The sequence below is a fragment of the Polaribacter sp. Hel1_85 genome (assembly GCF_000766795.1).
Lineage (GTDB): Bacteria > Bacteroidota > Bacteroidia > Flavobacteriales > Flavobacteriaceae > Polaribacter.
This window is the reverse complement of the sequence record NZ_JPDS01000001.1, coordinates 1,594,660-1,618,973: the sequence shown is the minus strand read 5'-3', so window position 1 is coordinate 1,618,973 and position 24,314 is coordinate 1,594,660. Positions and strand designations below refer to the sequence as shown.

Genomic DNA, 24,314 nt, shown 5'->3' with positions numbered 1-24,314 from the left:
CAAAAAATTAAATTTATATTTTACACAAAAAATTATGAAAAAAAAAGCAATTATAGTTTCAGGATATTTTAATCCAATTCACAAAGGGCATTTAGAGTATTTTAATAATGCAAAAGCTTTAGCAGATGAGTTGTTTGTTATTGTTAATAGTGATTTACAAAGAGAATTAAAAGGTTCAAAAGAATTTCAAAAAGAAGAGGAGCGTTTATTTATAGTTCAGAATATTAAAGCTGTAAATAAAGCTATAATTTCAGTAGATAAAGACAGGACAGTTTGTGAGTCAATTCGTTCTCTTTATGAAACTTATGGAGAAGAGTATGATTTAGGGTTTGCAAATGGAGGAGATCAAGATAATAATTCAATCCCAGAAGCTCCAATTTGTAAAGAATTAAAAATTCAATTAATAGATGGTCTTGGTGATAAAATACAATCATCATCTTGGTTGTTAAATAAAAAATAAGTTTATGAAAATAGGAATTACTTTTAGTTCGTTTGATTTGTTTCATGCAGGGCATGTTAAAATGTTAGAAGAAGCAAAACAAGAATGTGATTATTTAATTTGTGGTTTGCAAACAGATCCAACTTTAGATAGACCAGAAAAAAATAGACCAATACAGTCTGTAGTTGAGCGTTATATTCAATTAAAAGGATGCAAATTCGTTGATGAAATTGTCCCTTATGCAACAGAACAAGATTTAGAAGATGTTTTGCGTTCATTTAAAATTGATGTTAGAATTGTAGGAGATGAATATGCAAGCAAGCAATTTACAGGTAGAAAGTATTGTGAAGAGAAAGGAATAGATTTGTATTATAATAAAAGAGAGCACCGTTTTTCTAGCAGCGGATTGAGAAAAGAGGTTCAAGAAAAAGAAAATTTAAAGTCTAAAGCTTAATTGTCTTAAAATTAAATTGTTTCTCTGTTTTTATGGATTACAAAAAAACATTAGATTGGATGTTTGCACAATTACCTATGTATCAAAGAGAGGGTAAAACAGCATTCAAAAAGGACTTAACTAATACTTTAGCACTCTCAAAAGAATTGAACTTTCCGGAAAAAAAGTTTAAATCTATTCATGTTGGTGGCACAAATGGAAAAGGTTCTACAAGTCATATGTTGGCTTCTATTTTACAAGAAGCAGGGTATAAAGTGGGCTTGTATACTTCTCCTCATTTAAAAGATTTCACAGAAAGAATTCGAATTAATGGTGTTGAAATACCAAAGAGAAAAGTTACATCATTTATAAAAAAAAATAAAGATTTTTTAGAAAAGCAGAAATTATCTTTTTTTGAAATGACTGTAGGAATGGCTTTTGATTATTTTGCGACAGAAAAAGTAGATATTGCTATTGTTGAGGTTGGTTTAGGTGGTAGATTAGATTCTACAAATATAATTACTCCAGAAGTTTCTGTAATTACAAATATTGGTTTAGATCATACGCAGTTTTTAGGAGAAACTTTACCAGAAATCGCATTTGAAAAAGCAGGAATTATCAAAAATAATATTCCTATTATTATTGGAGAAGAACAAAAGGAGGTGAAAAGTGTTTTTGTCGCTAAAGCGGAAGAGTGTAAATCTTCAATTTATTTCGCTTCAGGTGTTGATAAAAGCTACAAAACAGATTTGTTAGGTAATTATCAAACGAAAAACTCAAAAACAGCAGTTGTAGCGATAAATAAATTGAAAGGGTTTTCTGTTTCGGAGGAAAATATTAAAAAAGGCTTATTAAATGTAATAAAAAATACAAATCTTAAGGGTAGATGGCAGATTTTGCAAGAAAATCCAAAAGTAATTTGTGATACAGCACATAATAAGGAAGGCTTAAGTATTGTGTTAAAGCAATTAGAAAAAGAATCGTTTAAAAAACTGCATTTTGTTTTAGGTGTTGTTTCTGATAAGAAATTAGAAGCCATTTTGCCGCTTTTTCCAAAAGAAGGGCATTACTATTTTTGCAAACCAGATATTCCAAGAGGGATGTCTGAAATGATTTTACAAGAAAAGGCAAAAGAATTTAATCTAATTGGGGAAAAATATTTTTCAGTTAAAGAGGCTTTTAAAGATGTGTTACTGAATGCAAATCAACAAGATATAATCTATGTTGGTGGAAGTACTTTTGTAGTTGCTGAAATTATTTAAATAAAAGTTTGGTTTTTGTTTGGTGGATTAAAAATCTGTATTATATTTGCAACCGCTTAGGGCAATTAGCTCAGTTGGTTCAGAGCACCTCGTTTACACCGAGGGGGTCGGGGGTTCGAATCCCTCATTGCCCACCAAGTAAAATCCTTCACAATTTGTGAGGGATTTTTTGTTTTTAATGGTTTTAAGGAAAGAATCAAGTGATTCTTTTTTGTTATATTTGGTTTCTTCAAAAAGAGCTGAAAAAATACTTTTAAATGGATATAGAATTATCAGGAAAAAAAATACTTGTTACAGGTGGTGCTGGTTTTATTGGTGCTAATCTTTGTGAAGTTTTACTTCATAAAAAAAATACGGTTATCTGTTTAGATAATTTTTCTACTGGAAAAAGAGAAAATATTTCTTCACTTTTAGAAAATACAAACTTTAAATTAATAGAAGGAGATATTAGAAATCTTGAAGATTGTATGTTTGCAGCTTCTGGGGTAGATTATATTTTGCATCAAGCAGCGCTTGGTTCAGTGCCAAGATCTATTAAAGATCCTATTACTACAAATGATGTAAATATTTCTGGTTTTTTAAATATGTTAGTAGCAGCAAGAGATAATAGTGTTAAAAGATTTGTGTATGCAGCAAGTTCTTCAACTTATGGAGATTCTAAATCATTACCTAAGATAGAAAGTGTAATAGGTAAGCCTTTGTCTCCTTATGCTGTAACTAAATATGTAAATGAGTTATATGCTGATGTTTTTGGAAAAACCTATGGATTAGAAACCATTGGTTTAAGATATTTTAATGTTTTTGGGAGAAAGCAAGATGCTAATGGAGCATATGCAGCTGTAATTCCTAAGTTTATAAATCAGTTGATGAAATTAGAGTCTCCAATAATTAATGGAGATGGAACTTACTCAAGAGATTTTACATTTATTGAGAATGTAATTCAAGCAAATTTATTGAGTTTAATAGCGAGTGAAGATGCTGTAAATGAGATTTATAACGTTGCTTTTGGAGATAGAAATACGTTAATAGATTTAACAAACTCTTTAAAAGAATTACTCTCTGAGTATAATCCGAAAATTAAAAATGTAGAAGTGATTTATGGTCCAAATAGAGAAGGAGATATTCCTCATTCTCATGCCGATATTTCAAAAGCAAAAAAGTTGTTAAATTATAATCCGATGTTTTCTTTAAGTGAAGGTTTAAGAGAATCAATTCATTGGTATTGGAAAAATTTAAATTAATGAGTAAAATTAAAATAGGAATTATTGGATTAGGCTATGTTGGATTGCCTTTAGCGAGACTTTTTGCAACAAAGTATTCAGTTGTTGGTTTTGATATAAATCAAACCAGAATTGAAGAGCTTAAACAAGGGAAAGACGCAACCAGAGAAGTTTCTAAATCTCTTTTAGAAGAGGTTTTTCTTCTTGAAAATAATAATGAAATAGGATTGTTTTGTTCGTCGGAATTAAATGATTTAAAAGATTGTAATTATTTTGTTATTACAGTTCCAACACCAGTTGATAAAAATAATAGACCTGTTTTAACGCCTTTAATTAAAGCAAGTGAAACTGTTGGTAGTGTTTTAAAAGAAGGAGATGTTGTTGTTTATGAATCGACGGTTTATCCAGGAGCTACAGAAGAAGATTGTGTTCCTATTTTAGAAAAAGTATCAGGGTTAAAATTTAATAAAAACTTTTTTGTAGGATATTCTCCAGAAAGAATAAACCCAGGAGACAAAAAACATACAGTAGATAAAATATTAAAAGTTACATCTGGTTCAACAAGAGAAGTAGGTGAAAAGGTAGATCAATTATATGCTTCTGTGATTTCTGCAGGAACTCATTTAGCCCCGTCAATTAAAGTAGCTGAAGCCGCAAAAGTGATAGAGAATTCTCAGAGAGATATAAACATTGCGTTTGTAAATGAATTGGCTAAAATTTTTGGGTTGATGGATATAAATACACAGGATGTTTTAGAGGCAGCTGGTACAAAATGGAACTTTTTGCCATTTCAACCAGGTTTAGTTGGAGGTCATTGTATTGGTGTAGATCCTTATTATTTAGCTCAAAAAGCACAAGAATTTGGTTATCACCCAGAAATTATTTTAGCAGGTAGAAGAGTGAATGATGGGATGGGTAAGTATGTTGCGTCAGAAGTTGCAAAACTGATGATTCAAAAAGATGTTGAGGTAAAAGGTGCTGAAATTTTAGTCTTAGGGATTACATTTAAAGAAAATTGTCCTGATGTTAGAAATACAAAAGCAGTTGATGTAATTTATGAATTACAAGATTATGGTGCAAATGTTACTGTTTTTGACCCACATGCGAATGTTAAAGAAGTTAATTCAGAATATAAATTAAATTCAATTAAAGTATTGCCTAAAAAGAAATTTGATGCAGTAGTTTTAGCAGTTGCTCATAAGGAGTTTCATAATTTGAATTTTGAAGAAATAAAAAAAGAAAAATCAATTTTATATGATGTTAAGAATTTTCTAGATTCTAAACATGTAGATAAATCACTTTAAGGAATGAAAAACTTTGCATTAATTGGTGCTGCAGGATATATTGCACCAAGGCATTTAAAAGCAATTAAGGATACAGATAATCAATTAATTGCTGCTTTAGATAAATTTGACAGTGTAGGTGTAATGGATAGTTATTTTCCTAAAGCTGATTTTTTTGTAGAATTTGAGCGATTTGATAGACATATAGAGAAATTAAAAAGAGCAGGCACACATTTAGATTATGTAAGTATTTGTACTCCAAATTATTTGCATGACTCACATATTAGAATGGCTTTAAGAAGAGGAGCTGATGCAATTTGTGAAAAACCATTGGTTTTAAATCCTTGGAATTTAGATGCTTTAATGGATATTGAAAAAGAATCTAGTCAAAAAATAAATACAATATTACAATTAAGATTGCATCCAAGTATTGTTGCTTTAAAGAATAAAGTAGATGCTGAAGGTAAAAAGGGAAAGTATGAGGTAGACTTAACCTATATTACCTCAAGAGGTAATTGGTATGATGTTTCTTGGAAAGGTGATGAAAGTAAATCAGGTGGAATAGCTACAAATATTGGGGTTCATTTTTATGATATGTTATCGTGGATATTTGGTGATGTTCAAGAGAATATTGTTCATTTGAAAGAAAAGGATAAATCTGCGGGTTATTTAGAGTTTAAAAATGCCAGAGTAAGATGGTTTTTGTCAATTAATGAAAATGATTTACCTAAACAAATAAGAGAAAAGGGTCAAAGAACATTTAGGTCAATTACAATAGATAATCAAGAATTAGAATTTAGTTCAGGGTTTACAGATTTGCATACCAAAAGTTATCAAGAAATATTAAAAGGAAACGGATTTGGTTTGAAAGATTCTGAGGAATCTATAAAAATAGTTCATCAAATTAGGAATATGACAATTAGTAAAATAGGTGAAAAACACCTATTTATTTAGTAAATAAATAATTCTATATTTGCAAAAAAAAAACTATTTTGAAAGTAGGAATTACGTTTAGTTCTTTCGATTTTTTTATGCTAGATATGTAAAGATTTTTTGAAAACACGAAAAAGAAAATTTTAAAAAAGAATAAGTAAAAATTTATGAATATATCCGTAATAGGTTCTGGTTATGTAGGGTTAGTTTCAGGTACATGTTTTGCAGAAATGGGTAACCATGTAACATGTGTTGATATAGATCCAGTTAAGATTGAAAAGTTAAACAAAGGTGTTATTCCAATTTTTGAACCTGGTTTAGAAACCATGGTTTTGAAAAATGTCAAAAATAAAAATCTAGATTTTACAACAAGTTTGTCAGAATCAATTTTAAATGCAAAAATTGTTTTTATTGCAGTTGGTACTCCAATGGGAGATGATGGTTCAGCAGATTTACAATATGTTTTGGCGGTGGCTAAATCCATTGGGGAATCAATGGTTAAAGAGTTAGTTATCGTTGATAAATCTACGGTTCCAATTGGTACTGCGGATAAAGTCAAAGCAACTATTCAGGCTGAATTAGACAAGAGAGGAGTTGCTATTAATTTTCATGTTGTATCTAATCCCGAGTTTTTAAAAGAAGGAGCAGCTATTGATGATTTTATGAAGCCTGATAGAGTAGTTATTGGCGCAGATTCAGATTATGCATTTGATACAATGAAGCAGCTATATTCTCCGTTTTTTAGAACTCATGATCGTTTTATTACTATGGATATTCGTTCTGCTGAAATGACAAAATATGCTGCCAATGCAATGTTAGCTACTAAGATTTCCTTTATGAATGAGATTGCAAATATTTGTGAAAGAGTTGGTGCAGATGCAAATCAGGTAAGAATTGGTATTGGTTCTGATAAACGAATTGGGTATAGTTTCATTTACCCTGGAGCTGGTTATGGTGGTTCTTGTTTCCCTAAAGATGTGAAAGCACTAAAGAAAATAGCGGAAGAATATGGGTATAAAGCAAATTTAATTACTTCTGTAGAAGAGGTTAATGATGCTCAAAAATTAGTGATAGCAAATAAAATTGTAAAGCGTTTTGGTGAAGATTTAACAGGAAAAACATTTGCCTTATGGGGATTAGCTTTTAAACCAGGTACAGATGATATGCGTGAGGCTCCAGCAATTTATGTTGTAAATGAATTGGTGAAAAGAGGAGCTAAAGTAAAAGCATATGACCCTAAAGCAATAGAAGAGGCTAAAGAATGTTATTTAAAAGATGTTGAAGGAATAACCTATTTTGAATCTAAATATGAAGTGGTGAAAAACGCTGATGCGTTAATTCTTTTGACAGAGTGGAAAGAATTTAGATCACCCGATTTTGAAGAAATAAAAGCGCAATTAGTTTCTCCTATAGTTTTTGATGGTAGAAACCAGTATAATGCATTTAATTTAGAGGATAAAGGGTTTGAATATCATCAAATTGGTAAATAATTTTTTTATTAATGAATAAGTCAACAAAGATATATATAGCTGGCCATAGAGGAATGGTTGGGTCTGCAGTTTGGAGAACTTTAGAAAATAAAGGGTATACCAACTTAATAGGAAGAACTAGCAAAGAATTAGATTTAAAAAATCAAGAAGCTGTTAAAGATTTCTATACAACTGAAAAACCAGCAATTGTTATTGATGCTGCTGCAAAAGTGGGAGGTATTTTAGCTAATAATGATTTTCCGTATCAGTTTTTAATGGAGAACATGCAAATTCAGAATAGCTTAATTGATGGCGCATTAAAATCAGGAATTGAAAAGTTTATATTTTTGGGAAGCTCTTGTATTTATCCAAAATTTGCGCCACAGCCATTAAAAGAAGAATATTTATTAACAGATTCTTTAGAGCCAACAAATGAGTGGTACGCAATCGCTAAAATTACTGGAGTTAAAGCTTGTCAATCTATAAGGAAACAATTCAACAAAGATTATGTAAGTTTAATGCCAACAAATTTATATGGTACACATGATAATTTTGATTTAAAATCATCACATGTTTTACCAGCAATGATTCGTAAGTTTCATGAAGCCAAAAACAATAATAATTCTGATGTAACACTTTGGGGAAGTGGTACTCCTATGAGAGAGTTTTTATTTGTAGATGATATGGCAGAAGCTGTAGTTTATGCTTTAGAAAACAAGTTGCCAGAATATTTATATAATGTAGGTTCTGGAAAGGATATTACAATTAAAGAATTGGCAGAAACCATACAGAAAGTTATTGGCCACAACGGTGAAATTGTTTGGGATTCTGAAAAACCAGATGGAACACCAAGAAAATTAATGGATGTTTCTAAGATGAAAGAATTAGGTTGGAGTTATTCAATAGAACTAGAAGAAGGAATTGAAAAAACCTATAATTGGTTTTTAAATAATATAGAGAACATTAAAGAAGTGAAGTTAACGTAGACTTTGACGAAGACTAAGACTAGGACGGAAACTAGTTCGTTGTCGGAGTCAAAGTTAAAGTTAAAAAAAAAGACATTGAGAGATTTTAGGAAATATGATATTTGGACAGATAGTATGGAGCTTGTTAATGCCATTTATACGTTTGTAGAAGCTTTTCCTAACACCGAAAAATATGGACTGAGTTCTCAGATAACACGATCTGCGGTTTCAATTCCTTCAAATATTGCAGAAGGAGCATCTAGAAATTCAGAAAAGGATTTTGCAAGGTTTTTGGAAATAGCATTGGGGTCAGCTTTTGAATTAGAAACATAGTTAATCATTGCTGAAAGAAGAAAGTATATGTCAGCATCTCATTTAGAGGAAAGTATTTTGAAGTTAACTAGTTTACAGAAAAGAATATACGCACTAAGAAGAAAAATTATAAACTAAAAGACAAAGACAAAGACAAAGACAAAGACAAAGACAAATTAGTCCAAGTCAAAGTTTATGTCAACGTCATTTTTTGAAACAAAAAATATGAAAGTAGCATTAATCACAGGAATTACAGGACAGGATGGTTCTTATTTAGCCGAATTATTATTAGAGAAAGGCTATATGGTGCATGGTATTAAGAGAAGATCTTCTTTATTTAATACAAATAGAATTGATCATTTATATCAAGATCCGCATGATCCAGATTTAAGACTAAAATTACATTATGGAGATTTGACAGATGCAATGAATTTGACTCGTATCATCCAAGAATGTCAACCTGATGAAATTTATAATCTAGGAGCGATGTCTCATGTTGCGGTTTCTTTTGATACTCCAGAATATGTTGGTAATGTTGATGGGTTAGGTACTTTAAGAATATTAGAAGCCGTAAGGATTTTAGGTTTAGAAAATAAAACAAGAATTTATCAGGCTTCAACTTCCGAATTATATGGAGGTATGCCAGAGAATAAAAATGAAAGAGGTTTTTATGATGAAGATTCTCCATTTTACCCCCGTTCTCCTTATGGAGTCGCTAAAATATACGGGTTTTGGATAACTAAAAATTATCGTGAAGCTTATAATATGTTTGCTTGTAATGGTATTTTATTTAATCATGAGTCACCAAGAAGAGGAGAGACTTTTGTAACAAGAAAAATTACACGTGCAGTAGCTAAAATAGCTTTAGGGTTGCAAGAAAAAGTCTTTTTAGGGAATTTAGAGGCAAAAAGAGATTGGGGACATGCGAAAGATTATGTTCGCATGATGTGGATGATTTTACAGGCCGAAAAACCAGAAGATTGGGTAATTGCAACAGGAATTACAACGACAGTAAGAGATTTTGTACGTTTGGCTTTTGAAGAAGTAGGTATTGAAGTGGAATTTAAAGGAGAAGGAGTTGATGAAAAGGCTTATGTTAAAGCTTGTAATCATAAAGATTTTCAAATTGAAACAGGTAAAGAAGTTTTATCTGTAGACCCTACTTATTTTCGCCCAACAGAAGTAGATTTGTTATTAGGAGATCCAACAAAAGCCAAAGAAAAGTTAGGATGGGTCCCAGAGCATGATTTGGCTTCTTTAGTTAAAGATATGATGAAAGGTGATGTTGCATTAATGAAAAAAGATGTTGATTTATTGAAGGCTGGACATGAAATTTTGAAGCAAGCAGAGTAATTATATTGTGAATATCGAAAAGATTTAATTTTAATAAAAAGAAGTGTTAGTTTCTTTTGAATCTATAAAATAAATGAAAATTTTAGACTGTACTATAAGAGATGGAGGTTATTATACAAATTGGGATTTCGATCAAAGTTTGATAGTTGAGTATTGTAAATCAATGGAGCAACTTCCTATAGAGTATATAGAAGTTGGTTATAGGAGTATAGCTTTAGAAGGATATTTAGGGAAATATTTTTATTGCCCTATATACGTGTTAAAAGAATTAAAAAGTTTAATGCCTTCAAAAAAGTTAGTAATTATTTTAAATGAAAAAGATATAAGACCTGAACATCTTGAAGAGTTACTTATACCGATAAAACCATATGTTACTTTAATTAGAATGGCAGTAGATCCATCAAATTTTAAAAGAGCAATAAAATTAGCTAAAGCTGTAAAAAAAATAGGTTTTGAGGTAGCTTTTAATGTTATGTATATGTCTAATTGGAAAAAAGATCCATCGTTTTTAGATTTATTAGAGGGATTAGATGATACTTTAGATTATTTTTATATGGTTGATTCTTTTGGAGGTATTTTACCAGATGAAGTAAAAGAAATCATACGATTAGTTAAATCTAAAACAAATGTTAGTTTAGGTTTTCATGGACATGATAATCTTAATATGGGGCTTATTAATACCCTCACAGCTTTAAAAGAAGGTTGTAATATTGTTGATGCAACAATCACAGGAATGGGGAGAGGAGCTGGGAACTTAAAAACAGAGTTATTATTAACTTATTTAAAAAGTCAAGATAAAATTAACTTTAATTTTGATTTATTAGGGGGAGTTGTTGCTAGTTTTGAGCATTTAAAAAAGGAATATGGTAATTGGGGTACAAGTTTACCTTATATGTTTTCAGGAGCTCATTCTTTACCGCAAAAAGATGTTATGGAGTGGGTAGGGATGAACAGATATTCCTTAAGTTCAATATTAAATGCTTTAAATAACAAAAAGTTAACCGTAGAAGACAATGTCAAATTACCTGTTTTAAGTAAAGTAAAAAGTTTTAAAACAGCTATTATATTGGGAGGAGGTAAATCTGTGAATTCACATAAAGATGCTATTGTAAAATATGCAGAATCGAATAATGATTTTTGTTTAATTCATGCAGGAACAAAAAATGTGATACAATTTAAAGATTTAAATTGTAAACAAGCAATTGCTTTAGTTGGGGTAGAAAATGAGGAGTTTTTAAATCAAATCGATGTTTCAAAAAGAGAAAACTCTATGTTTATATTACCTCCATATCCCAGAAAAATGGGAGTTTCCCTTTCTTCTGGTATAAAATTATTAGCTAAAGAGTTGGCAAATATTGAATTTACAAAGTCTTCGTTAGATTCACCTTTTGTGGTTGCTGTGCAAACAGCATTAGACTTTGGTGTATCTGAATTATTTATAGTAGGATTCGATGGATATGACGTGGATTTAAATAAAAATCAGTTTGCATTAGCACAGGAGAATCAAAATATTATTAATGATGCTTTAAAATTAGATGGCTTTTCAATTAAATCTATAAGTCCTACTAAATATGAGAATATAGAATTAACTTCAATATATAGCTTAATATAATGAGAACAGTAGGAGTAATACCAGCAAGATATAAATCATCAAGATTTCCAGGAAAACCTTTAATTCGATTAAATGGAATTCCTATGATAATTAGGGTTGCACAAATTGTAGAAAAAGCTTTAGGCAAAGAAAATACTTATGTTGCAACAGATGACATTCAGATTAAAAATTTAGTTGAAAGCTATGGTTTTAATATTGTGATGACTTCCGAGAATTGTTTAACAGGTACTGACAGAGTCTTCGAATTTTCTAATAAAATTGATGCGGATATTTATGTTAATATTCAAGGAGATGAACCACTTTTAGATTATAATGAAATTATAAAAGTAGTTAAAGTTAAAGAAAAAAATTACGATTATGTTGTAAATGGAATGTGTGGTTTTACAGAAGATGAAAACCCCAATAATATCAATATTCCAAAAGTTATAGTTAATAAAAAAAATGAATTAATTTATATGTCACGACTTCCAATTCCGGGAAGTAAAACAGTAGATTTAGCAGAAAAAAAAGATTTTAAAAAACAAGTTTGTATCTATGCTTTTAATAAAAAAGAATTAGAAGCTTTTGGAACCCAAACTAAAAAATCTGAAATAGAGAAACATGAGGATATTGAAATTTTAAGGTTTTTCGATTTAAATATTCCTGTGTTAATGGTAGAAACAGATGAAAGCTCTTTAGCTGTAGATGTTATTGAAGATGTAGCAAAGGTGGAAGAGGTTCTTCAGAAAATTGAAAACTCATGATTAAAAATATACTTTGGGATTTTGATGGTGTTATTTTGGATTCCATGAAAACTCGAGATTGGGGTTTTAGAGAAATATTTAAACTTTTTAATAAAGAACATGTAGATAAATTGTTAGAATATCATAATTTGAATGGTGGTTTGTCACGTTATGTTAAAATTAGATATTTTTACGAAGAAATTTTAGAGAAAAAAATAACAGAAGATGAAGTTTTGAAATATGCAGAAAATTTTTCTTTATTAATGAAAGAAGAATTAGTGAACCCAAATAATCTTATTTTGGATTCAGTGAATTTCATTAAAAATAATTATAAAAATTACAATTTTCACATTGTTTCTGGTTCAGATCAAAATGAATTAAGATTTTTGTGTAAAGAATTAAATTTAGATTTATTTTTTTTATCTATTCACGGTTCTCCAACTCCAAAAAAACAATTGGTGAATTTATTACTTAAAAAATATAATTATAACTTAAGTAATACTTGTTTAATAGGAGATTCAATTAACGATTTTGAAGCAGCAGATTATAATTCTATTGGTTTTTACGGTTATAATAATCCGAAATTATTTGATGTATCAGTAACTTATATAAATTCATTTAAAAATTTCTGCATTTAATAATTTATGAAAAAACACATAAATAATTTTTTATTAAATACATCTCCCTTTTTCGTTGCGCTTTTACCAAGTATTTTTGCTATTCCAATATACTTAAAAACAATTGGTACTGAAGGTTTGGGGATGTATTACTTATATTTAGCAACAGTAGGTATTGGAGGGACTTTTGATTTTGGTATTCCGCAAACTGTTATTAAATATGTTGCCCAATATAAACTAGTCTCTAAAAAATTTGTAAACTTAACTATTTTGTCAACTCGATTAATAATTTTGTTGACAAGTTTTGTACTAACTATTATTTCTATCTTATTATGCTTAATAATTGCATATAGTAATCTTTTTTATAATCTAGAAATTATTTGGGTTGTTTTTTTTTCAATTGGGTTAATTTTACAAATTTGGTTTAATTTTTTTTTATCAATTCTAAAAGGATATGAGAAGTTTAAAGATGTAGCTAAGATTGAGATTTTAAATAAATTAATTTTTACAGGTTTTGGAATATTATTAGCATTTCTTTATAAAGATGTTAAATATGTTATTTTAAGCCATATTTTTGCTCTTTTAATTCAGAATATATTCCTGTATAAAAAATTAACTTTTTCTAAAAAAAAATATTCTTTTAAGTTTAAAATTGAATTTTTTAAAAGAAATTTATGGTTATATTCTAAATGGATATTAATTCAAAATACAATTGGTTTTTTGAATAATAATATTGATAAGTTTATTGTTGCATCTTTTATAAACCTAAATTCTTTAGCGGTATATAATACTGCTAAAAACATAGCAAATATATTACCCGCTTTTTTTAGTAAAGGTTTATCTTATTTACTGCCTCATGTTGCTGGAATAAAAAATAAAGAAAGTATAAGAGGTTTTTATCTTAAGTATAGCTATATTTTTAACAGTATACTAGCTTTCTTATATATATTGGGGGTGTTAGTTTCGGTTCCTTTTTTTCCATTTTATCTTAAAGGAGACATTGAATTATCAAATCAAGTTATTAGTGTTTTTAGGTTTTTATTAATTAGTTCAGTATTCACTTCTACATCACTTCTAAGTTTTAATTTATACAATGGTATGGGAGAGGTAAAAATAAATACAATTCTACCTCTTATAACTAATTCTTTTTCAATTTTATTCATTTTTATTTGTGGGTATTATTATGGATTATGGGGGGGTTGTATTTGCCAGAATGAATAATGTTGTAATGTCTATTTTTGTAAGAACCTACACCTATAATAAGGTTTTTAATATGAAAGATTACTTTGTTGGTTTTAAAATGGTATTACCAATTTTAATATCAATTTTAGTAGTAGAGTTTATCTATTTTAATTTTTTTTAAATGAAAAAAAATATTTTTATATTTTCTAGTCCTCTTCAATTTCTGTTTAGTTCTTTAACAGCTTCTCAATTAGAGCAAAATTCATATAGTATTGGTTATTATTATGTTTACCACAAAAATTTTACTAATATATATAAAATGATATCTGATTTTTTAGGAGATAGTATGTCTATAATACTACCAATTGAAGAGATGGATGTTAATGATATTAACTTTGATGATACTGTTTATTTTTCAAATAGATACAGTTCCGTAGAAATTGAATTATTTTATAAATGCTATGATAAAACAACAAACCTGAATCTTTATGAGGAAGGGTTTAATACGTATTTAAAGCATCATTTTAACAACCCTAAAAAAAGTGAGTACAATACAATTAATAATATAAAAAACTTTATAAAGGTAAAAATTAGGGGTAAAAGACCAAACTTAATAAAATTAGAGGAATTTAAAAATATTTATACAACATTTAAAATTGATCACCTTAAAAATAATACTAATTGGATTCCTATTAATTTTGTTAACAGCAACGAAATACAAAAATCAAATGATTCATGTCTATTTTTATCTCAAAGTTTAGTGCAAGACAGTTTAATAGATAAAAATATTTTTATTGATTTTTTAGAGAGCTATTTTAGTAAAATAGGTTTAAAATATAAAACAATATACTTTAAACCTCATCCTCGTGATGATATAGAAATGATAAATGAAATAATTAGAAAAAATAAAAACCTCAAGTTATTACCTGAAAAAGATAGTGATTTACCTGCTGAAATTTTGTTAGTAAAAAAACCAATGGATGTTATAGGTTTTTCTTCATCAACTTTAATTTATGCAAATTCTTTACTGAAAATAACTTCTTATGAATGTTTAAGTGATTTAGTAAAGATGAATAAAACTAATTATAAAATACAATCATATTATAAAAGTGTTAAGGTTTTATTTAATAAACACAAAATAAGTAAAATAAATTAATTATGAATATACTTTTTTTTACAGAATTATCACCTTTTCCAATTAATGGAGGAGAAAGAATAAGAAGTTATGGTTTATTAAAAGCACTATCTAGTATTGGTGTTAAAGTAACGGCAGTAATCAGAAATGAAAATGATATAGATTTAAAGAAATATAAAATAAAAAATATAGATTATATTTCTTTTGATAAGCCTAGGGTTTCTGCTTTTAATAAACTATTATTTACTAATATTTACGCAACAGATAAAAATCTTTTAAATCTTTTTAAAAGTCTCTTAAAAGTTAATAAATATGATTTAGTTTTTTTAGACTATTTATTTTCAGGTAGATATGTTAATTTTTTTAAACAAAAGAAATTTAAAGTAATTATTGGAACCCATAATTGTGAATCTGACTTATTTGACCAAGAGCCTGCGCTTACTTTTTTACAAAAAATAAGAAAACTTCAGTTATACTATACCATGAGGCTGCATGAGAATTTCTATTTTAAGAGTGCAGATGCTATAATAACTGTAAGTGACAATGATAAGAATAAATTTTTAAAGAAAAAGATAAATGAATCTATCTTTGTAATTCCAAATTTTTTAGATCAAGAAAAGTATAGTATTGATAAAAATGTTTTAAGAGATGATTATTTTGTAATGACTGCCAATTTTAACGCTTATATGAATGTAGAAGGTTTAAACTGGTTACTGCAGAATGTTTGGGATGATGAAATTGATAATAAGTATAAACTTTTAATTGTCGGTAAATATTCAGATAGAATATTATATGATTTAGGATTGTCTAAAAAATTTAAAAATGTATATCCAATTGGCCCTGTAGAGGATATAACTTCTTATATAGCTAGATCTAAAGCTGTATTTATTCCTTTACTGCAAGGTAGTGGTTCCCGACTAAAATGCCTTGAAGCTATGGCGTTAAGTACACCTGTTATTGCTACGTCAATAGGTGTAGAAGGTATTAATAGCAATTCTTTTTTTGTTGCGGATACGGCAATAGAGTTTAAAAATATAATATTAAATTATAAATTTGATGAGGTTGTGGGTAGAAGATTAAATGAAGATTATATTAATACTTATTCGCTTTCAGCAAATAGAAAGAAAATAAAAGAATTAATAGATTACGTTGTTAAAATATAATAATAGACCGTTAGATTATTATGTTAGATATCAAAAATTTTAGAAAAATTCCTTTCCTAATATATTCACTTGGCTTATGGGGGGCACAAGTTGTTATATTGTTTGTATACACACTAGGATTCAAAGATTCAAGCCAATCATTCACAATTCCCTATAGAATTTTAGTTAGCATTTTTTCTATTTACTTATTGTTTTCAAAATCTTTGTTTTATGTTTTTGCGAAATCAAGGATATTGCACCTAATATTTTTCTTTTATCTTTTAATACTTCTTCGAATGTTTTATGATGGTTTTTTAGGAGTTAATGAGATGGGGCTGAAACCTGAAGTATATATATTTAGGTTTCTCTCTTTTATTGTTCTTCCCTCATTTGCCTTTATGTATCCATTAAAAAAGCAAGATGTTATATATGCGCAAAAAGGGGTGATTTTTACTTGTTTTTCATTTTTATTTATCGGTTTTTTTCTTTATAGAGATCAACTAGGCTCAGACTATAGGAGTGCTGGTTATACTGCGGAAAGAGTAAAGGATGAGTTTATAAGTCCAATGGCTTTTGCCTACATAGGTTTTACATTGTTTGGAATAGTAATCTGGGACTATTTTTATCAAAAAAGATTAAGTTTATTTATTTTTTTAACATTAATATCTATTTCGATATTTGCTATTGCGTGGAGTGGTACAAGAAATACAAGTTTGGGAGTACTATTTATTCTTGCTTTTGTCTCATTACAGAAATCAAAATCAAAAAAACATTTTTTTAAAATACTTTTTATCTGGATTTCAGGTTTTATCGGTATAGCCTATCTTATGGCAAAATCTGACTTAGATATTTTAAATAGGTTTACTTTCTTGTTTGATCAAATAAAAAGCGGTGATGCAGATGCTGGATCTGCTAGATTATCAATATGGGGTGATGGTTTTAATCAATTTTTACAAAATCCTTTTTTTGGGGATGCACTTGAGGTTAAGAGTTACAAGTATGTAGCACATAACATGTATTTAGAAACATTAATGGCTACAGGTGTGTTGGGTGGAATAACTTTCTTAATAATTCTTGTAAAAACTTTTAAAAATGGTTACATAATGTTAAAAACAAACTCTAATCTTGGATGGCTAATGATTCTTTTTTTAGAGAGATGCTTTACTGGGTTTCTAAGTACCTCTATATTAGATCCTCTTTTTTGGTTAGTTGTAGTAGCTATTAATTCAAATAAATTAAAATTAAGGAATTAAAGATATGAAATTATTTGTAGACAATGAGTTTAAGGGGCATCATTCAGAATATTTGGATATAATAATAAAATATCATCAAGTAAATAGTAAAAGGTTGGTGTTAGCAGTTAGTCAAGAATATTATAACAACAGAAAAGATATTCATCATGTAGATAATATAGTATTTGTTGTGTTAAAAAAAACTTTAAATTTACTAGATAAGTTTAAAGAAGTTAAACAAATTCAAGAAATTGCAAAGGAGTTTTCTGTTAATGAAATCTGTTTATTAAATTTTAATTATTATTTTAAATTGATGTTCTTTTTTGGCAAAAAATATAGTATTTCAGGTATTTATTTTATGCCATATTTAATGAAGAGTAACATCTCTAAGAAAGAATATAGATTAAAAACAATTCAATTTAAATCAATTTTTTTATTTTGTAATATAAAATCTATAATGATTTTAAATGATACTGATGCTGTCTCTAAATTCAATAATTTATTTAAAAACAACAAATTTTCTTATTTAGTAGACCCAGTTTATTATTTAGAAGAACCAAGTCTGTCCACCAGTAATAGAGAAAAACTTGTGTTATCTTTTTTAGGTGAAGTTTCACCAAGAAAAGGTATTTTTCAATTTTTGGATGCATTGGATAATCTTGAAAAGGAAAAACTGAATAAATTAGAAATTTGCATTGCAGGAAATTCAACTGTTTTTAAAGAAGAGATTTTAGTTAGAATTGGAGTTCTAGAGAAAAAATGTCCTACACTTTTTGGTAATGTATATCTAGATAGGGTAGAGGAAAGTGTGTTTAATACAATTCTATTAAAAGCAGATATTGTTTTATGTTTACATCAAAAGGTAGAAGGATCTAGTGGTATAGTTGGTAAAGCTTCAGTTTTTAAAAAGCCAATAATTGGCCCTAAAGAGGGATTAATAGGTTGTTTAATTAAAAAATACGGTATAGGAGTACAGATTAATACTAAAGATCCATTAAATATTTCAAAAGCAATAGAAAATATTTTAGAAAAAAGAATTCAAATTGAAGACCATAAGTTTGAACACTATGTAGAAGATCATTCCCCTGACCAATTTGTGAAAAAATTAATATAAATTTTTATGATGTCTAATTTAATTTCAAAGTATTATTATTATTTGTCAGTGATCTTAAGATACCCCGTATTTAAGTATAATCTTAATAAGATTTCCTTTTATTTAAAATCAGACTGGTTTGATAAAACAAATTATCATGAAGATTTTCAAAAAAGAAGTTTTAATCAATTAAGAAAACGTGCACTAAAAACAAAATTTTATAAATCATTTTTTAATTTAACGAAAAATGAAACGCCCACTTTTAAAGATTTTCCAGTTTTATCTAAGATTGATTTAAGAAAAGCTGAAAATGATATACGTAATAATTTTTTTCTTAATCCAAGAAATAAGTCTAATACCGGAGGTAGTTCTGGAGCACCTTTTTATTTTTATATCTCACCAAATCTAAGAGATTTTGAATTTTCTCATCAAAAATTTTTTTTTGACAGACTGGGTTATAAAAAGAATGATTTAATTTATAGCTTAGATGGCACTAGAATTTCAAAAGAGGATAAGGAAATGTCTATTTTTTGGAAAACGAAGGTTGGTAGTGGATTTCCTTATGGTAAAGTTCATTTATCTGTTTTAGAGTTGAATAAAAAAACTTATGAAATATATATTGATAAAATTCTAAAAGATAAACCTGCTTTTTTAAGGGGATATCCTTCTGCTTTAGAATCGTTAGCCTTATTTATTAAGAAAACTAAAAAGAGTAACAAGTTTAATTTTATTAAGGGAATTTTATTAACATCAGAAAACATTACTGAAGATCAGATAAAGAACATTAGTAATATTTTTAATACTAATGTTTACCCACAATACGGTATGACGGAGGCTTGTGCATTTGGGTTTACAAAAGCAAACTCATTAAAATACTATTGTTCGCCATTTTATGGTATAACGGAGGTTTTAGATGATAATAATGAACATGTTAAATTGGGTGAGGTAGGTAAAGTTGTTTTAAGTTCATTTGGTAATTATTATCAGCCTTTTATAAGATATTCTACTGGGGATTTAGCAGAATATGGTGGTTTTGATAATGGTTTTGTAATTCTTAATAAAATTGTAGGAAGAACACAAGATTATATAGTAGATAAAAATGGAACAAGAATCATGCTTGTAGGCTTAGTTTTTGGAGCGCATTTAAAGTCTTTTAAAGCTATCTTAACATGGCAAATAAAACAAGATATCCCGGGTGTTATTTCAATAATTATTGATAAAGATGATAGTGTTTGGAAAGAAGAATTCGAACTTGAAATATTATCCACTTTATCATGTAATAAAAAAGTAAGTGTAGAAATAATTTATAGTAATGTTTTCTTATTTACAAAATCAGGGAAAAGATTATTTTTGATACAAAATATAAAAAAAAGTGATGAAAATAATTTATAATTTTACAAATATACCTTCGCATTATAGAGGTTTATTGTGGGAAAAATTGTTAACCTCTAATTTTTTTGAATTTCACTTTTTTTTTGCTGTTAATAATAAATTAAATATAAAAGAAATTGACTTTAAAAAAGAAAGTTTTCAAAAATATTCTGATAGGCTTCATATCATAAAAAATTACTGGTTAAAGAAAAGAATTTTAATTTGGCAAAGTGGAGTTATTAAAAGTTGTTTGACAGATGATCTTCATACAGCAATATTTTTAGGTGAAATTCAAGTTGTTTCTACTTGGTTAGCAATGTTAATTTGTAAAATCAGGAGAATACAAGTTGTGTATTGGACACATGGTATTTATGGAAATGAATCTTATCTAAAGAAGAAAATTAGGGTTTTATTTTATAAAACAGCAGATAAAATTTTATTATATGAAAGAAGAGCTGAAAAATTATTAATTACGGAAGGTGTAAAAGAAGAGAAGATTTTAGTGATTTTTAACTCTTTAAATTATGATAAACACATAAAAATTAGAAAGAAGATAGATACTTTAAAGATAAATAACTTTAGTAATGAATTTACTTTTGAAGACAAAGTTGCATCTTATCTTATTTTTGTTGGCAGACTAACGGGTGTTAAAAAGTTAGATTTAATTATAAAGGCACTTAAGACAATTAATAATAAAGAAAAGAAATTAAATTTATTGATAGTTGGCAAGGGAGATCCTGAGATAACAAGAGAACTTAAACAGTTAGTAAAAGATTTAAATTTAGAAGCTAGAGTTCAGTTTTACGGAGCTTGTTATGATGAAGAGAGGTTAGCTAATTTTATTTATTTTGCAGAGTTATGTGTTTCCCCTGGTAATGTTGGTTTAACAGCTATCCATGCATTAAGTTTTGGAACCCCAGTATGTACGCATTCTAATTTTTTTAATCAAATGCCAGAAGTAGAAGTAATAGAAGAAGGGGTTACAGGTTGTTTTTTTGAAGAAAATAATATTCAATTACTAGAAAAAGTAATTCTTAATTGGATCAACTCTAATCTTGAAAGAAAAGTAATAAGGAAGGATTGTTATACTGTAATCGATAATCTATACAATCCTTATAATCAGGTTGAAATCATGAAAAAATTATTGAATAAATAGTTATGAAAGTATATATAATAAATTTGTTTTTATCAAGACAAGGAGGTGGCATTTTTACTGTACTTAAGGAGTTATATTATTCTAAAGTATCACAAAATTACTTTAATAAAGAATTAACTTTTATAGGATTTGAAGATGAAAACTATCAGAAGGATAGATTAAAATTAAATGGTGTGTCAATCGGCTTCAAAAAAGAAAATGCTTTTTTTTATTCTAAAAAATTTAAAAATCATTTATTTAATAATATTGAAATAGATTCGATAATACATCTTCATTCATTATGGATGTATTCTTCAATTTTATTGTTAAAATTGAATAGAAATAATAGGTTTTATAAAATAATTTCTCCTCATGGAATGTTAGATAAATGGGCATTAAATAATGGTAGTTTAAAAAAGAAAATTTCACTTTTATTGTTTGAAAAAAGAAATATTAATTCTGCAAATTGTGTTCATGCGTTGTGTACGCAAGAATATAAGGATATAAGAAAAATTTCAAAAAAAGTACCTATAGCAATTATACCCAATGGTATAAATTTACCATTAAATATAAGTTATAAACCCAAATCTGAAAAAAATATTCTTTTCTTGGCTAGATTACACCCTAAAAAAGGGCTAGATAATTTAATTGAAGCTTGGGCAGAGGTTCATGTGGAAAATTGGAATCTTATTATTGTTGGTCCAGATGAAGGTAATTATGAATTGAAAATCAATAAAATTAATAAAAACTTAAATGTAAATCAAAATAAAATTGAATTTATTGATGGTGCTTTTGGGAAGGATAAGGTAGAATTATATGAAAATGCATCTTTGTTTATTTTACCATCCTATAGTGAAGGTCTACCTATGACGATATTAGAAGCGTGGTCTTATAAAGTCCCTGTATTAATGACTAAAGAGTGTAACTTAGATATTGGTTTCAATGAAAAAGCTGCAATTGAAATAACATCAACTAAAGAAGGTATTTTGAAAGGGTTAAACACCTGTATAAATATATTAACAGATGAAGAATTAGCTGTTATAGGTAATAATGGGTATGAACTGGTTAAAAAAGAGTTTACTTGGGAAGAAGTTTCCAAGAAAATGATTAAGATGTATGAATGGGTGTCTAATAAAACAGAAAAACCTAACTTCATTCATTTAAATTAAACGAAATGAAAAAAGTTAAACTGTCAAATTATAATAACGATTGGTATAAACCTGGTTCGAAAATTAAGATATTAATTTGGTATTATATAAATATTTTATTTTTTATAAATCCTTTAAATTCAATATCAAGTTTAAAGATTTTTATTCTTAGATTTTTTGGAGCAAAAATAGGAAATAATGTAGTTATCAAGCAAAGTGTTAACGTAAAATACCCTTGGTTCTTAGAAGTGGGAGATAATGTTTGGATTGGAGAAAATGTTTGGATCGACAATCTTGCTAAAGTAAAAATAGAGAATAATGTATGTATTTCTCAAGGGGCTATGTTATTGTGTGGTAATCATAATTATAAAAAGTCTACTTTTAATTTAATTGTAAAAGAAATAACATTAAAAGAAGGTTCTTGGGTGGGAGCTAAATCAGTTGTTTGCCCTGGAGTAACTTTAAAATCTCATGCTATTTTATCAGTAGGTTCAATTGCGACCAAAGATTTGGATTCTTATTCGATTTATCAAGGTAATCCAGCAATAAAAGTTAGAGAAAGAAAAATCGAATTTTAAATAATGAAAATTTCTATAATAACAGTCTGTTACAACAGTGAAAAAACCATTGAAAAAACCTTTCAATCAGTAGCAGCACAAACCTATAAAGAGGTAGAATACATTGTTGTAGATGGCGGTTCTAAAGACACTACTGTTCATCTTATTCAGGAGTATAAAGAAATCGTAACGCAATGGGTTTCTGAACCAGATAAGGGCTTATATGACGCAATGAATAAAGGCATTAAAATGGCAACAGGAGATTTGGTTGGCATTTTAAATTCTGATGATATTTTTACAGACAATTATGTTTTAGAAAACATAGCAAATTTTCATTTACATAATACTATTGATACTTCTGTAGGAAATATTATACAGTTTAATGAAGAGGGAAAAACGGTACGTAAATACTCTGCAAAAAACTGGAATCCAGAAAAACTAAAAATTGGTTTTATGCCTGCGCATCCTGCCATTTTTTTTAAAAGAGAATTATTTGATAAATTTGGAAATTATCATTTAGATTTTACGATTGGTGCAGACTACGAATTAATCACACGTTTTTTTCTGAAGCATAACATTACATGGAAGTTTTCAGATATTACAACAACTTCTATGTTAATTGGTGGTTTAAGTAGTTCTGGAGTTAGTAGTTATCAATTGATATCGAAAGAAATTAAAAAAGCATTGACTAGAAATAATATAAAGTTTAGTTATTTAAAAGTACAATTAAGAGGTTTCTGGAAAGTAATAGGGTTTTTAAATAAAAAGTAATTGATGAATAGTAATATACATATCATTACAGGAAACAAAGGTTTTGTTGGTCTTAATTTGGTCGATTATTTAACCCGTAAGAAAAAAGAGACCATTGGTGTCTCTAGAAACCCAACCAAAGATGAACTCAATTATCAAACCTTAAGTTTAGAAAACCTAAATAAAGCCAATAGTTGTATTCATCTAGCTGGTAAAGCGCATGATTTAAAAAAGACTTCAGAAGACGCAGCATATTTTGAAGTAAATACAGAGTTAACAAAAACTTTGTTCGACCAATTTTTAAAAAGTGATTGTGAAGTTTTTATGTATATGAGTTCTGTAAAAGCAGCAGCAGATACTGTTGAAGGCTTTTTAACTGAAGATGCAAAACCTAACCCGGTAACAGTTTATGGGAAATCTAAACTAGCCGCAGAAAATTATATTTTATCTAAAGAAATACCTGAAGATAAAAGAGTATATATTTTAAGACCCTGTATGATTCATGGACCTAATAATAAAGGGAACTTGAATTTATTGTATAGTTTTGTTTCAAAAGGCATTCCATATCCTTTTGGTAAATATGTTAATAAAAGATCTTTTGTTTCTGTAGAAAATTTATGTTTTATTATCAATGAGTTAATTGATAATAAAAGTATAAAACCGGGAGTTTATAACATTGCAGATGATGCTTCTCTTTCAACAACAGATTTAGTTAGAATTATAGGGAAAACGATAAACAGACCTGCAAAAATATTACAGATTCCAAAGTTTATGGTTTCTATTTTAGCCAAAATAGGAGATGTTTTACCATTACCCATAAATTCTGAAAGGTTACAAAAGTTAACTGAAAACTATGAAGTATCTAATCAAAAAATAAAAAAAGAAATTCAAAAAGAATTACCTTTGTCAACTGAAAAAGGAATAAAAAAAACAATCGCATCATTTTAGT

24 protein-coding genes and 1 tRNA gene are annotated in these 24,314 nt (G+C 27.9%); all 25 read left to right on the top strand.

Annotated elements, in window-relative coordinates; translation table 11 throughout:
* Nucleotides 1-34 precede the first annotated feature (34 nt).
* The 25 genes from PHEL85_RS07090 to PHEL85_RS06970 all read left to right on the top strand — a co-directional run bounded on the left by PHEL85_RS07090 (nt 35) and on the right by PHEL85_RS06970 (nt 24,313).
* Nucleotides 35-460 (top strand): adenylyltransferase/cytidyltransferase family protein, encoded by a 426-nt coding sequence (locus PHEL85_RS07090; RefSeq protein WP_036822826.1) that lies wholly within the window; start codon nt 35-37, stop codon nt 458-460.
* 4 nt (nt 461-464) lie between these two features.
* Nucleotides 465-893, top strand: a complete 429-nt coding sequence (locus tag PHEL85_RS07085) for an adenylyltransferase/cytidyltransferase family protein (RefSeq protein WP_036822823.1) — start codon at nt 465-467, stop codon at nt 891-893.
* 32 nt (nt 894-925) lie between these two features.
* Nucleotides 926-2,134, top strand: a complete 1,209-nt coding sequence (locus PHEL85_RS07080) for a bifunctional folylpolyglutamate synthase/dihydrofolate synthase (RefSeq protein WP_036822820.1) — start codon at nt 926-928, stop codon at nt 2,132-2,134.
* A 59-nt stretch (nt 2,135-2,193) separates the two neighbouring features.
* Nucleotides 2,194-2,271: transfer RNA gene (locus PHEL85_RS07075), tRNA-Val, on the top strand.
* A 120-nt stretch (nt 2,272-2,391) separates the two neighbouring features.
* Nucleotides 2,392-3,375, top strand: coding sequence for an SDR family oxidoreductase (locus PHEL85_RS07070; protein ID WP_036822817.1), 984 nt, complete (start codon nt 2,392-2,394; stop codon nt 3,373-3,375).
* Nucleotides 3,375-4,658 carry a nucleotide sugar dehydrogenase gene (locus PHEL85_RS07065; RefSeq protein WP_036823244.1) on the top strand — a complete coding sequence of 428 codons (1,284 nt, stop codon included), beginning with the start codon at nt 3,375-3,377 and terminating at the stop codon, nt 4,656-4,658. The genes PHEL85_RS07070 and PHEL85_RS07065 overlap by 1 nt, the downstream gene beginning before the upstream one ends.
* Nucleotides 4,659-4,661: 3 nt before the next feature.
* Complete coding sequence (locus PHEL85_RS07060; protein ID WP_036822814.1) at nt 4,662-5,591, top strand: Gfo/Idh/MocA family oxidoreductase; 930 nt, start codon at nt 4,662-4,664, stop codon at nt 5,589-5,591.
* A 146-nt stretch (nt 5,592-5,737) separates the two neighbouring features.
* Entirely contained in the window at nt 5,738-7,060 is a 1,323-nt protein-coding gene (locus PHEL85_RS07055; RefSeq protein WP_036822812.1) for a UDP-glucose dehydrogenase family protein, read from the top strand.
* 11 nt (nt 7,061-7,071) lie between these two features.
* Complete coding sequence (locus PHEL85_RS07050) at nt 7,072-8,025, top strand: GDP-L-fucose synthase family protein (protein ID WP_036822810.1); 954 nt, start codon at nt 7,072-7,074, stop codon at nt 8,023-8,025.
* A 75-nt stretch (nt 8,026-8,100) separates the two neighbouring features.
* Complete coding sequence (locus PHEL85_RS07045) at nt 8,101-8,337, top strand: four helix bundle protein (RefSeq protein ID WP_316931332.1); 237 nt, start codon at nt 8,101-8,103, stop codon at nt 8,335-8,337.
* A gap of 204 nt (nt 8,338-8,541) precedes the next feature.
* Entirely contained in the window at nt 8,542-9,669 is a 1,128-nt protein-coding gene (gene gmd, locus PHEL85_RS07040) for a GDP-mannose 4,6-dehydratase (protein WP_036822807.1), read from the top strand.
* Between the two features lie 73 nt (nt 9,670-9,742).
* On the top strand, nt 9,743-11,281 hold the full coding sequence (locus PHEL85_RS07035) for an aldolase catalytic domain-containing protein (RefSeq protein WP_036822804.1): 1,539 nt from the start codon (nt 9,743-9,745) through the stop codon (nt 11,279-11,281).
* Nucleotides 11,281-12,024, top strand: a complete 744-nt coding sequence (locus PHEL85_RS07030) for a 3-deoxy-manno-octulosonate cytidylyltransferase (protein WP_036822801.1) — start codon at nt 11,281-11,283, stop codon at nt 12,022-12,024. Before PHEL85_RS07035 ends, PHEL85_RS07030 begins: the two co-directional genes overlap by 1 nt.
* Nucleotides 12,021-12,641 carry an HAD family hydrolase gene (locus tag PHEL85_RS07025; protein WP_036822798.1) on the top strand — a complete coding sequence of 207 codons (621 nt, stop codon included), beginning with the start codon at nt 12,021-12,023 and terminating at the stop codon, nt 12,639-12,641. Before PHEL85_RS07030 ends, PHEL85_RS07025 begins: the two co-directional genes overlap by 4 nt.
* A 6-nt stretch (nt 12,642-12,647) precedes the next feature.
* Nucleotides 12,648-13,841, top strand: a complete 1,194-nt coding sequence (locus PHEL85_RS07020) for a lipopolysaccharide biosynthesis protein (protein ID WP_036822795.1) — start codon at nt 12,648-12,650, stop codon at nt 13,839-13,841.
* A gap of 142 nt (nt 13,842-13,983) precedes the next feature.
* On the top strand, nt 13,984-14,958 hold the full coding sequence (locus PHEL85_RS07015; RefSeq protein WP_036822792.1) for an alpha-2,8-polysialyltransferase family protein: 975 nt from the start codon (nt 13,984-13,986) through the stop codon (nt 14,956-14,958).
* A 2-nt stretch (nt 14,959-14,960) separates the two neighbouring features.
* Nucleotides 14,961-16,100, top strand: a complete 1,140-nt coding sequence (locus PHEL85_RS07010; RefSeq protein WP_036822789.1) for a glycosyltransferase family 4 protein — start codon at nt 14,961-14,963, stop codon at nt 16,098-16,100.
* Nucleotides 16,101-16,120: 20 nt separating this feature from the next.
* The gene (locus PHEL85_RS07005) at nt 16,121-17,332 is read left to right on the top strand and encodes an O-antigen ligase family protein (RefSeq protein WP_081965081.1); all 1,212 of its coding nucleotides are present in this window, start codon (nt 16,121-16,123) and stop codon (nt 17,330-17,332) included.
* Nucleotides 17,333-17,336: 4 nt separating this feature from the next.
* Nucleotides 17,337-18,425 (top strand): glycosyltransferase, encoded by a 1,089-nt coding sequence (locus PHEL85_RS07000; RefSeq protein WP_156109128.1) that lies wholly within the window; start codon nt 17,337-17,339, stop codon nt 18,423-18,425.
* Nucleotides 18,426-18,431: 6 nt separating this feature from the next.
* Entirely contained in the window at nt 18,432-19,796 is a 1,365-nt protein-coding gene (locus PHEL85_RS06995; protein ID WP_156109126.1) for an AMP-binding protein, read from the top strand.
* On the top strand, nt 19,780-20,931 hold the full coding sequence (locus PHEL85_RS06990) for a glycosyltransferase (protein ID WP_052108473.1): 1,152 nt from the start codon (nt 19,780-19,782) through the stop codon (nt 20,929-20,931). The genes PHEL85_RS06995 and PHEL85_RS06990 overlap by 17 nt, the downstream gene beginning before the upstream one ends.
* Nucleotides 20,932-20,933: 2 nt before the next feature.
* Entirely contained in the window at nt 20,934-22,079 is a 1,146-nt protein-coding gene (locus PHEL85_RS06985; RefSeq protein WP_036822779.1) for a glycosyltransferase, read from the top strand.
* Between the two features lie 5 nt (nt 22,080-22,084).
* The gene (locus PHEL85_RS06980; RefSeq protein ID WP_036822776.1) at nt 22,085-22,636 is read left to right on the top strand and encodes a WcaF family extracellular polysaccharide biosynthesis acetyltransferase; all 552 of its coding nucleotides are present in this window, start codon (nt 22,085-22,087) and stop codon (nt 22,634-22,636) included.
* A 3-nt stretch (nt 22,637-22,639) separates the two neighbouring features.
* Nucleotides 22,640-23,386 carry a glycosyltransferase family 2 protein gene (locus tag PHEL85_RS06975; RefSeq protein WP_036822772.1) on the top strand — a complete coding sequence of 249 codons (747 nt, stop codon included), beginning with the start codon at nt 22,640-22,642 and terminating at the stop codon, nt 23,384-23,386.
* A gap of 3 nt (nt 23,387-23,389) precedes the next feature.
* Nucleotides 23,390-24,313 carry an NAD-dependent epimerase/dehydratase family protein gene (locus PHEL85_RS06970; RefSeq protein WP_036822770.1) on the top strand — a complete coding sequence of 308 codons (924 nt, stop codon included), beginning with the start codon at nt 23,390-23,392 and terminating at the stop codon, nt 24,311-24,313.
* The last annotated feature ends 1 nt before the right edge of the window (nt 24,314 follow it).

Bases quoted from the DNA above. Each gene is read 5' to 3' on its own strand.
- PHEL85_RS07090 (WP_036822826.1), top strand. From the start codon at position 35: ATGAAAAAAAAAGCAATTATAGTTTCAGGATATTTTAATCCAATTCAC.
- PHEL85_RS07085 (WP_036822823.1), top strand. From the start codon at position 465: ATGAAAATAGGAATTACTTTTAGTTCGTTTGATTTGTTTCATGCAGGG.
- PHEL85_RS07080 (WP_036822820.1), top strand. From the start codon at position 926: ATGGATTACAAAAAAACATTAGATTGGATGTTTGCACAATTACCTATG.
- PHEL85_RS07070 (WP_036822817.1), top strand. From the start codon at position 2,392: ATGGATATAGAATTATCAGGAAAAAAAATACTTGTTACAGGTGGTGCT.
- PHEL85_RS07065 (WP_036823244.1), top strand. From the start codon at position 3,375: ATGAGTAAAATTAAAATAGGAATTATTGGATTAGGCTATGTTGGATTG.
- PHEL85_RS07060 (WP_036822814.1), top strand. From the start codon at position 4,662: ATGAAAAACTTTGCATTAATTGGTGCTGCAGGATATATTGCACCAAGG.
- PHEL85_RS07055 (WP_036822812.1), top strand. From the start codon at position 5,738: ATGAATATATCCGTAATAGGTTCTGGTTATGTAGGGTTAGTTTCAGGT.
- PHEL85_RS07050 (WP_036822810.1), top strand. From the start codon at position 7,072: ATGAATAAGTCAACAAAGATATATATAGCTGGCCATAGAGGAATGGTT.
- gmd (WP_036822807.1), top strand. From the start codon at position 8,542: ATGAAAGTAGCATTAATCACAGGAATTACAGGACAGGATGGTTCTTAT.
- PHEL85_RS07035 (WP_036822804.1), top strand. From the start codon at position 9,743: ATGAAAATTTTAGACTGTACTATAAGAGATGGAGGTTATTATACAAAT.
- PHEL85_RS07030 (WP_036822801.1), top strand. From the start codon at position 11,281: ATGAGAACAGTAGGAGTAATACCAGCAAGATATAAATCATCAAGATTT.
- PHEL85_RS07025 (WP_036822798.1), top strand. From the start codon at position 12,021: ATGATTAAAAATATACTTTGGGATTTTGATGGTGTTATTTTGGATTCC.
- PHEL85_RS07020 (WP_036822795.1), top strand. From the start codon at position 12,648: ATGAAAAAACACATAAATAATTTTTTATTAAATACATCTCCCTTTTTC.
- PHEL85_RS07015 (WP_036822792.1), top strand. From the start codon at position 13,984: ATGAAAAAAAATATTTTTATATTTTCTAGTCCTCTTCAATTTCTGTTT.
- PHEL85_RS07010 (WP_036822789.1), top strand. From the start codon at position 14,961: ATGAATATACTTTTTTTTACAGAATTATCACCTTTTCCAATTAATGGA.
- PHEL85_RS07005 (WP_081965081.1), top strand. From the start codon at position 16,121: ATGTTAGATATCAAAAATTTTAGAAAAATTCCTTTCCTAATATATTCA.
- PHEL85_RS07000 (WP_156109128.1), top strand. From the start codon at position 17,337: ATGAAATTATTTGTAGACAATGAGTTTAAGGGGCATCATTCAGAATAT.
- PHEL85_RS06995 (WP_156109126.1), top strand. From the start codon at position 18,432: ATGATGTCTAATTTAATTTCAAAGTATTATTATTATTTGTCAGTGATC.
- PHEL85_RS06990 (WP_052108473.1), top strand. From the start codon at position 19,780: ATGAAAATAATTTATAATTTTACAAATATACCTTCGCATTATAGAGGT.
- PHEL85_RS06985 (WP_036822779.1), top strand. From the start codon at position 20,934: ATGAAAGTATATATAATAAATTTGTTTTTATCAAGACAAGGAGGTGGC.
- PHEL85_RS06980 (WP_036822776.1), top strand. From the start codon at position 22,085: ATGAAAAAAGTTAAACTGTCAAATTATAATAACGATTGGTATAAACCT.
- PHEL85_RS06975 (WP_036822772.1), top strand. From the start codon at position 22,640: ATGAAAATTTCTATAATAACAGTCTGTTACAACAGTGAAAAAACCATT.
- PHEL85_RS06970 (WP_036822770.1), top strand. From the start codon at position 23,390: ATGAATAGTAATATACATATCATTACAGGAAACAAAGGTTTTGTTGGT.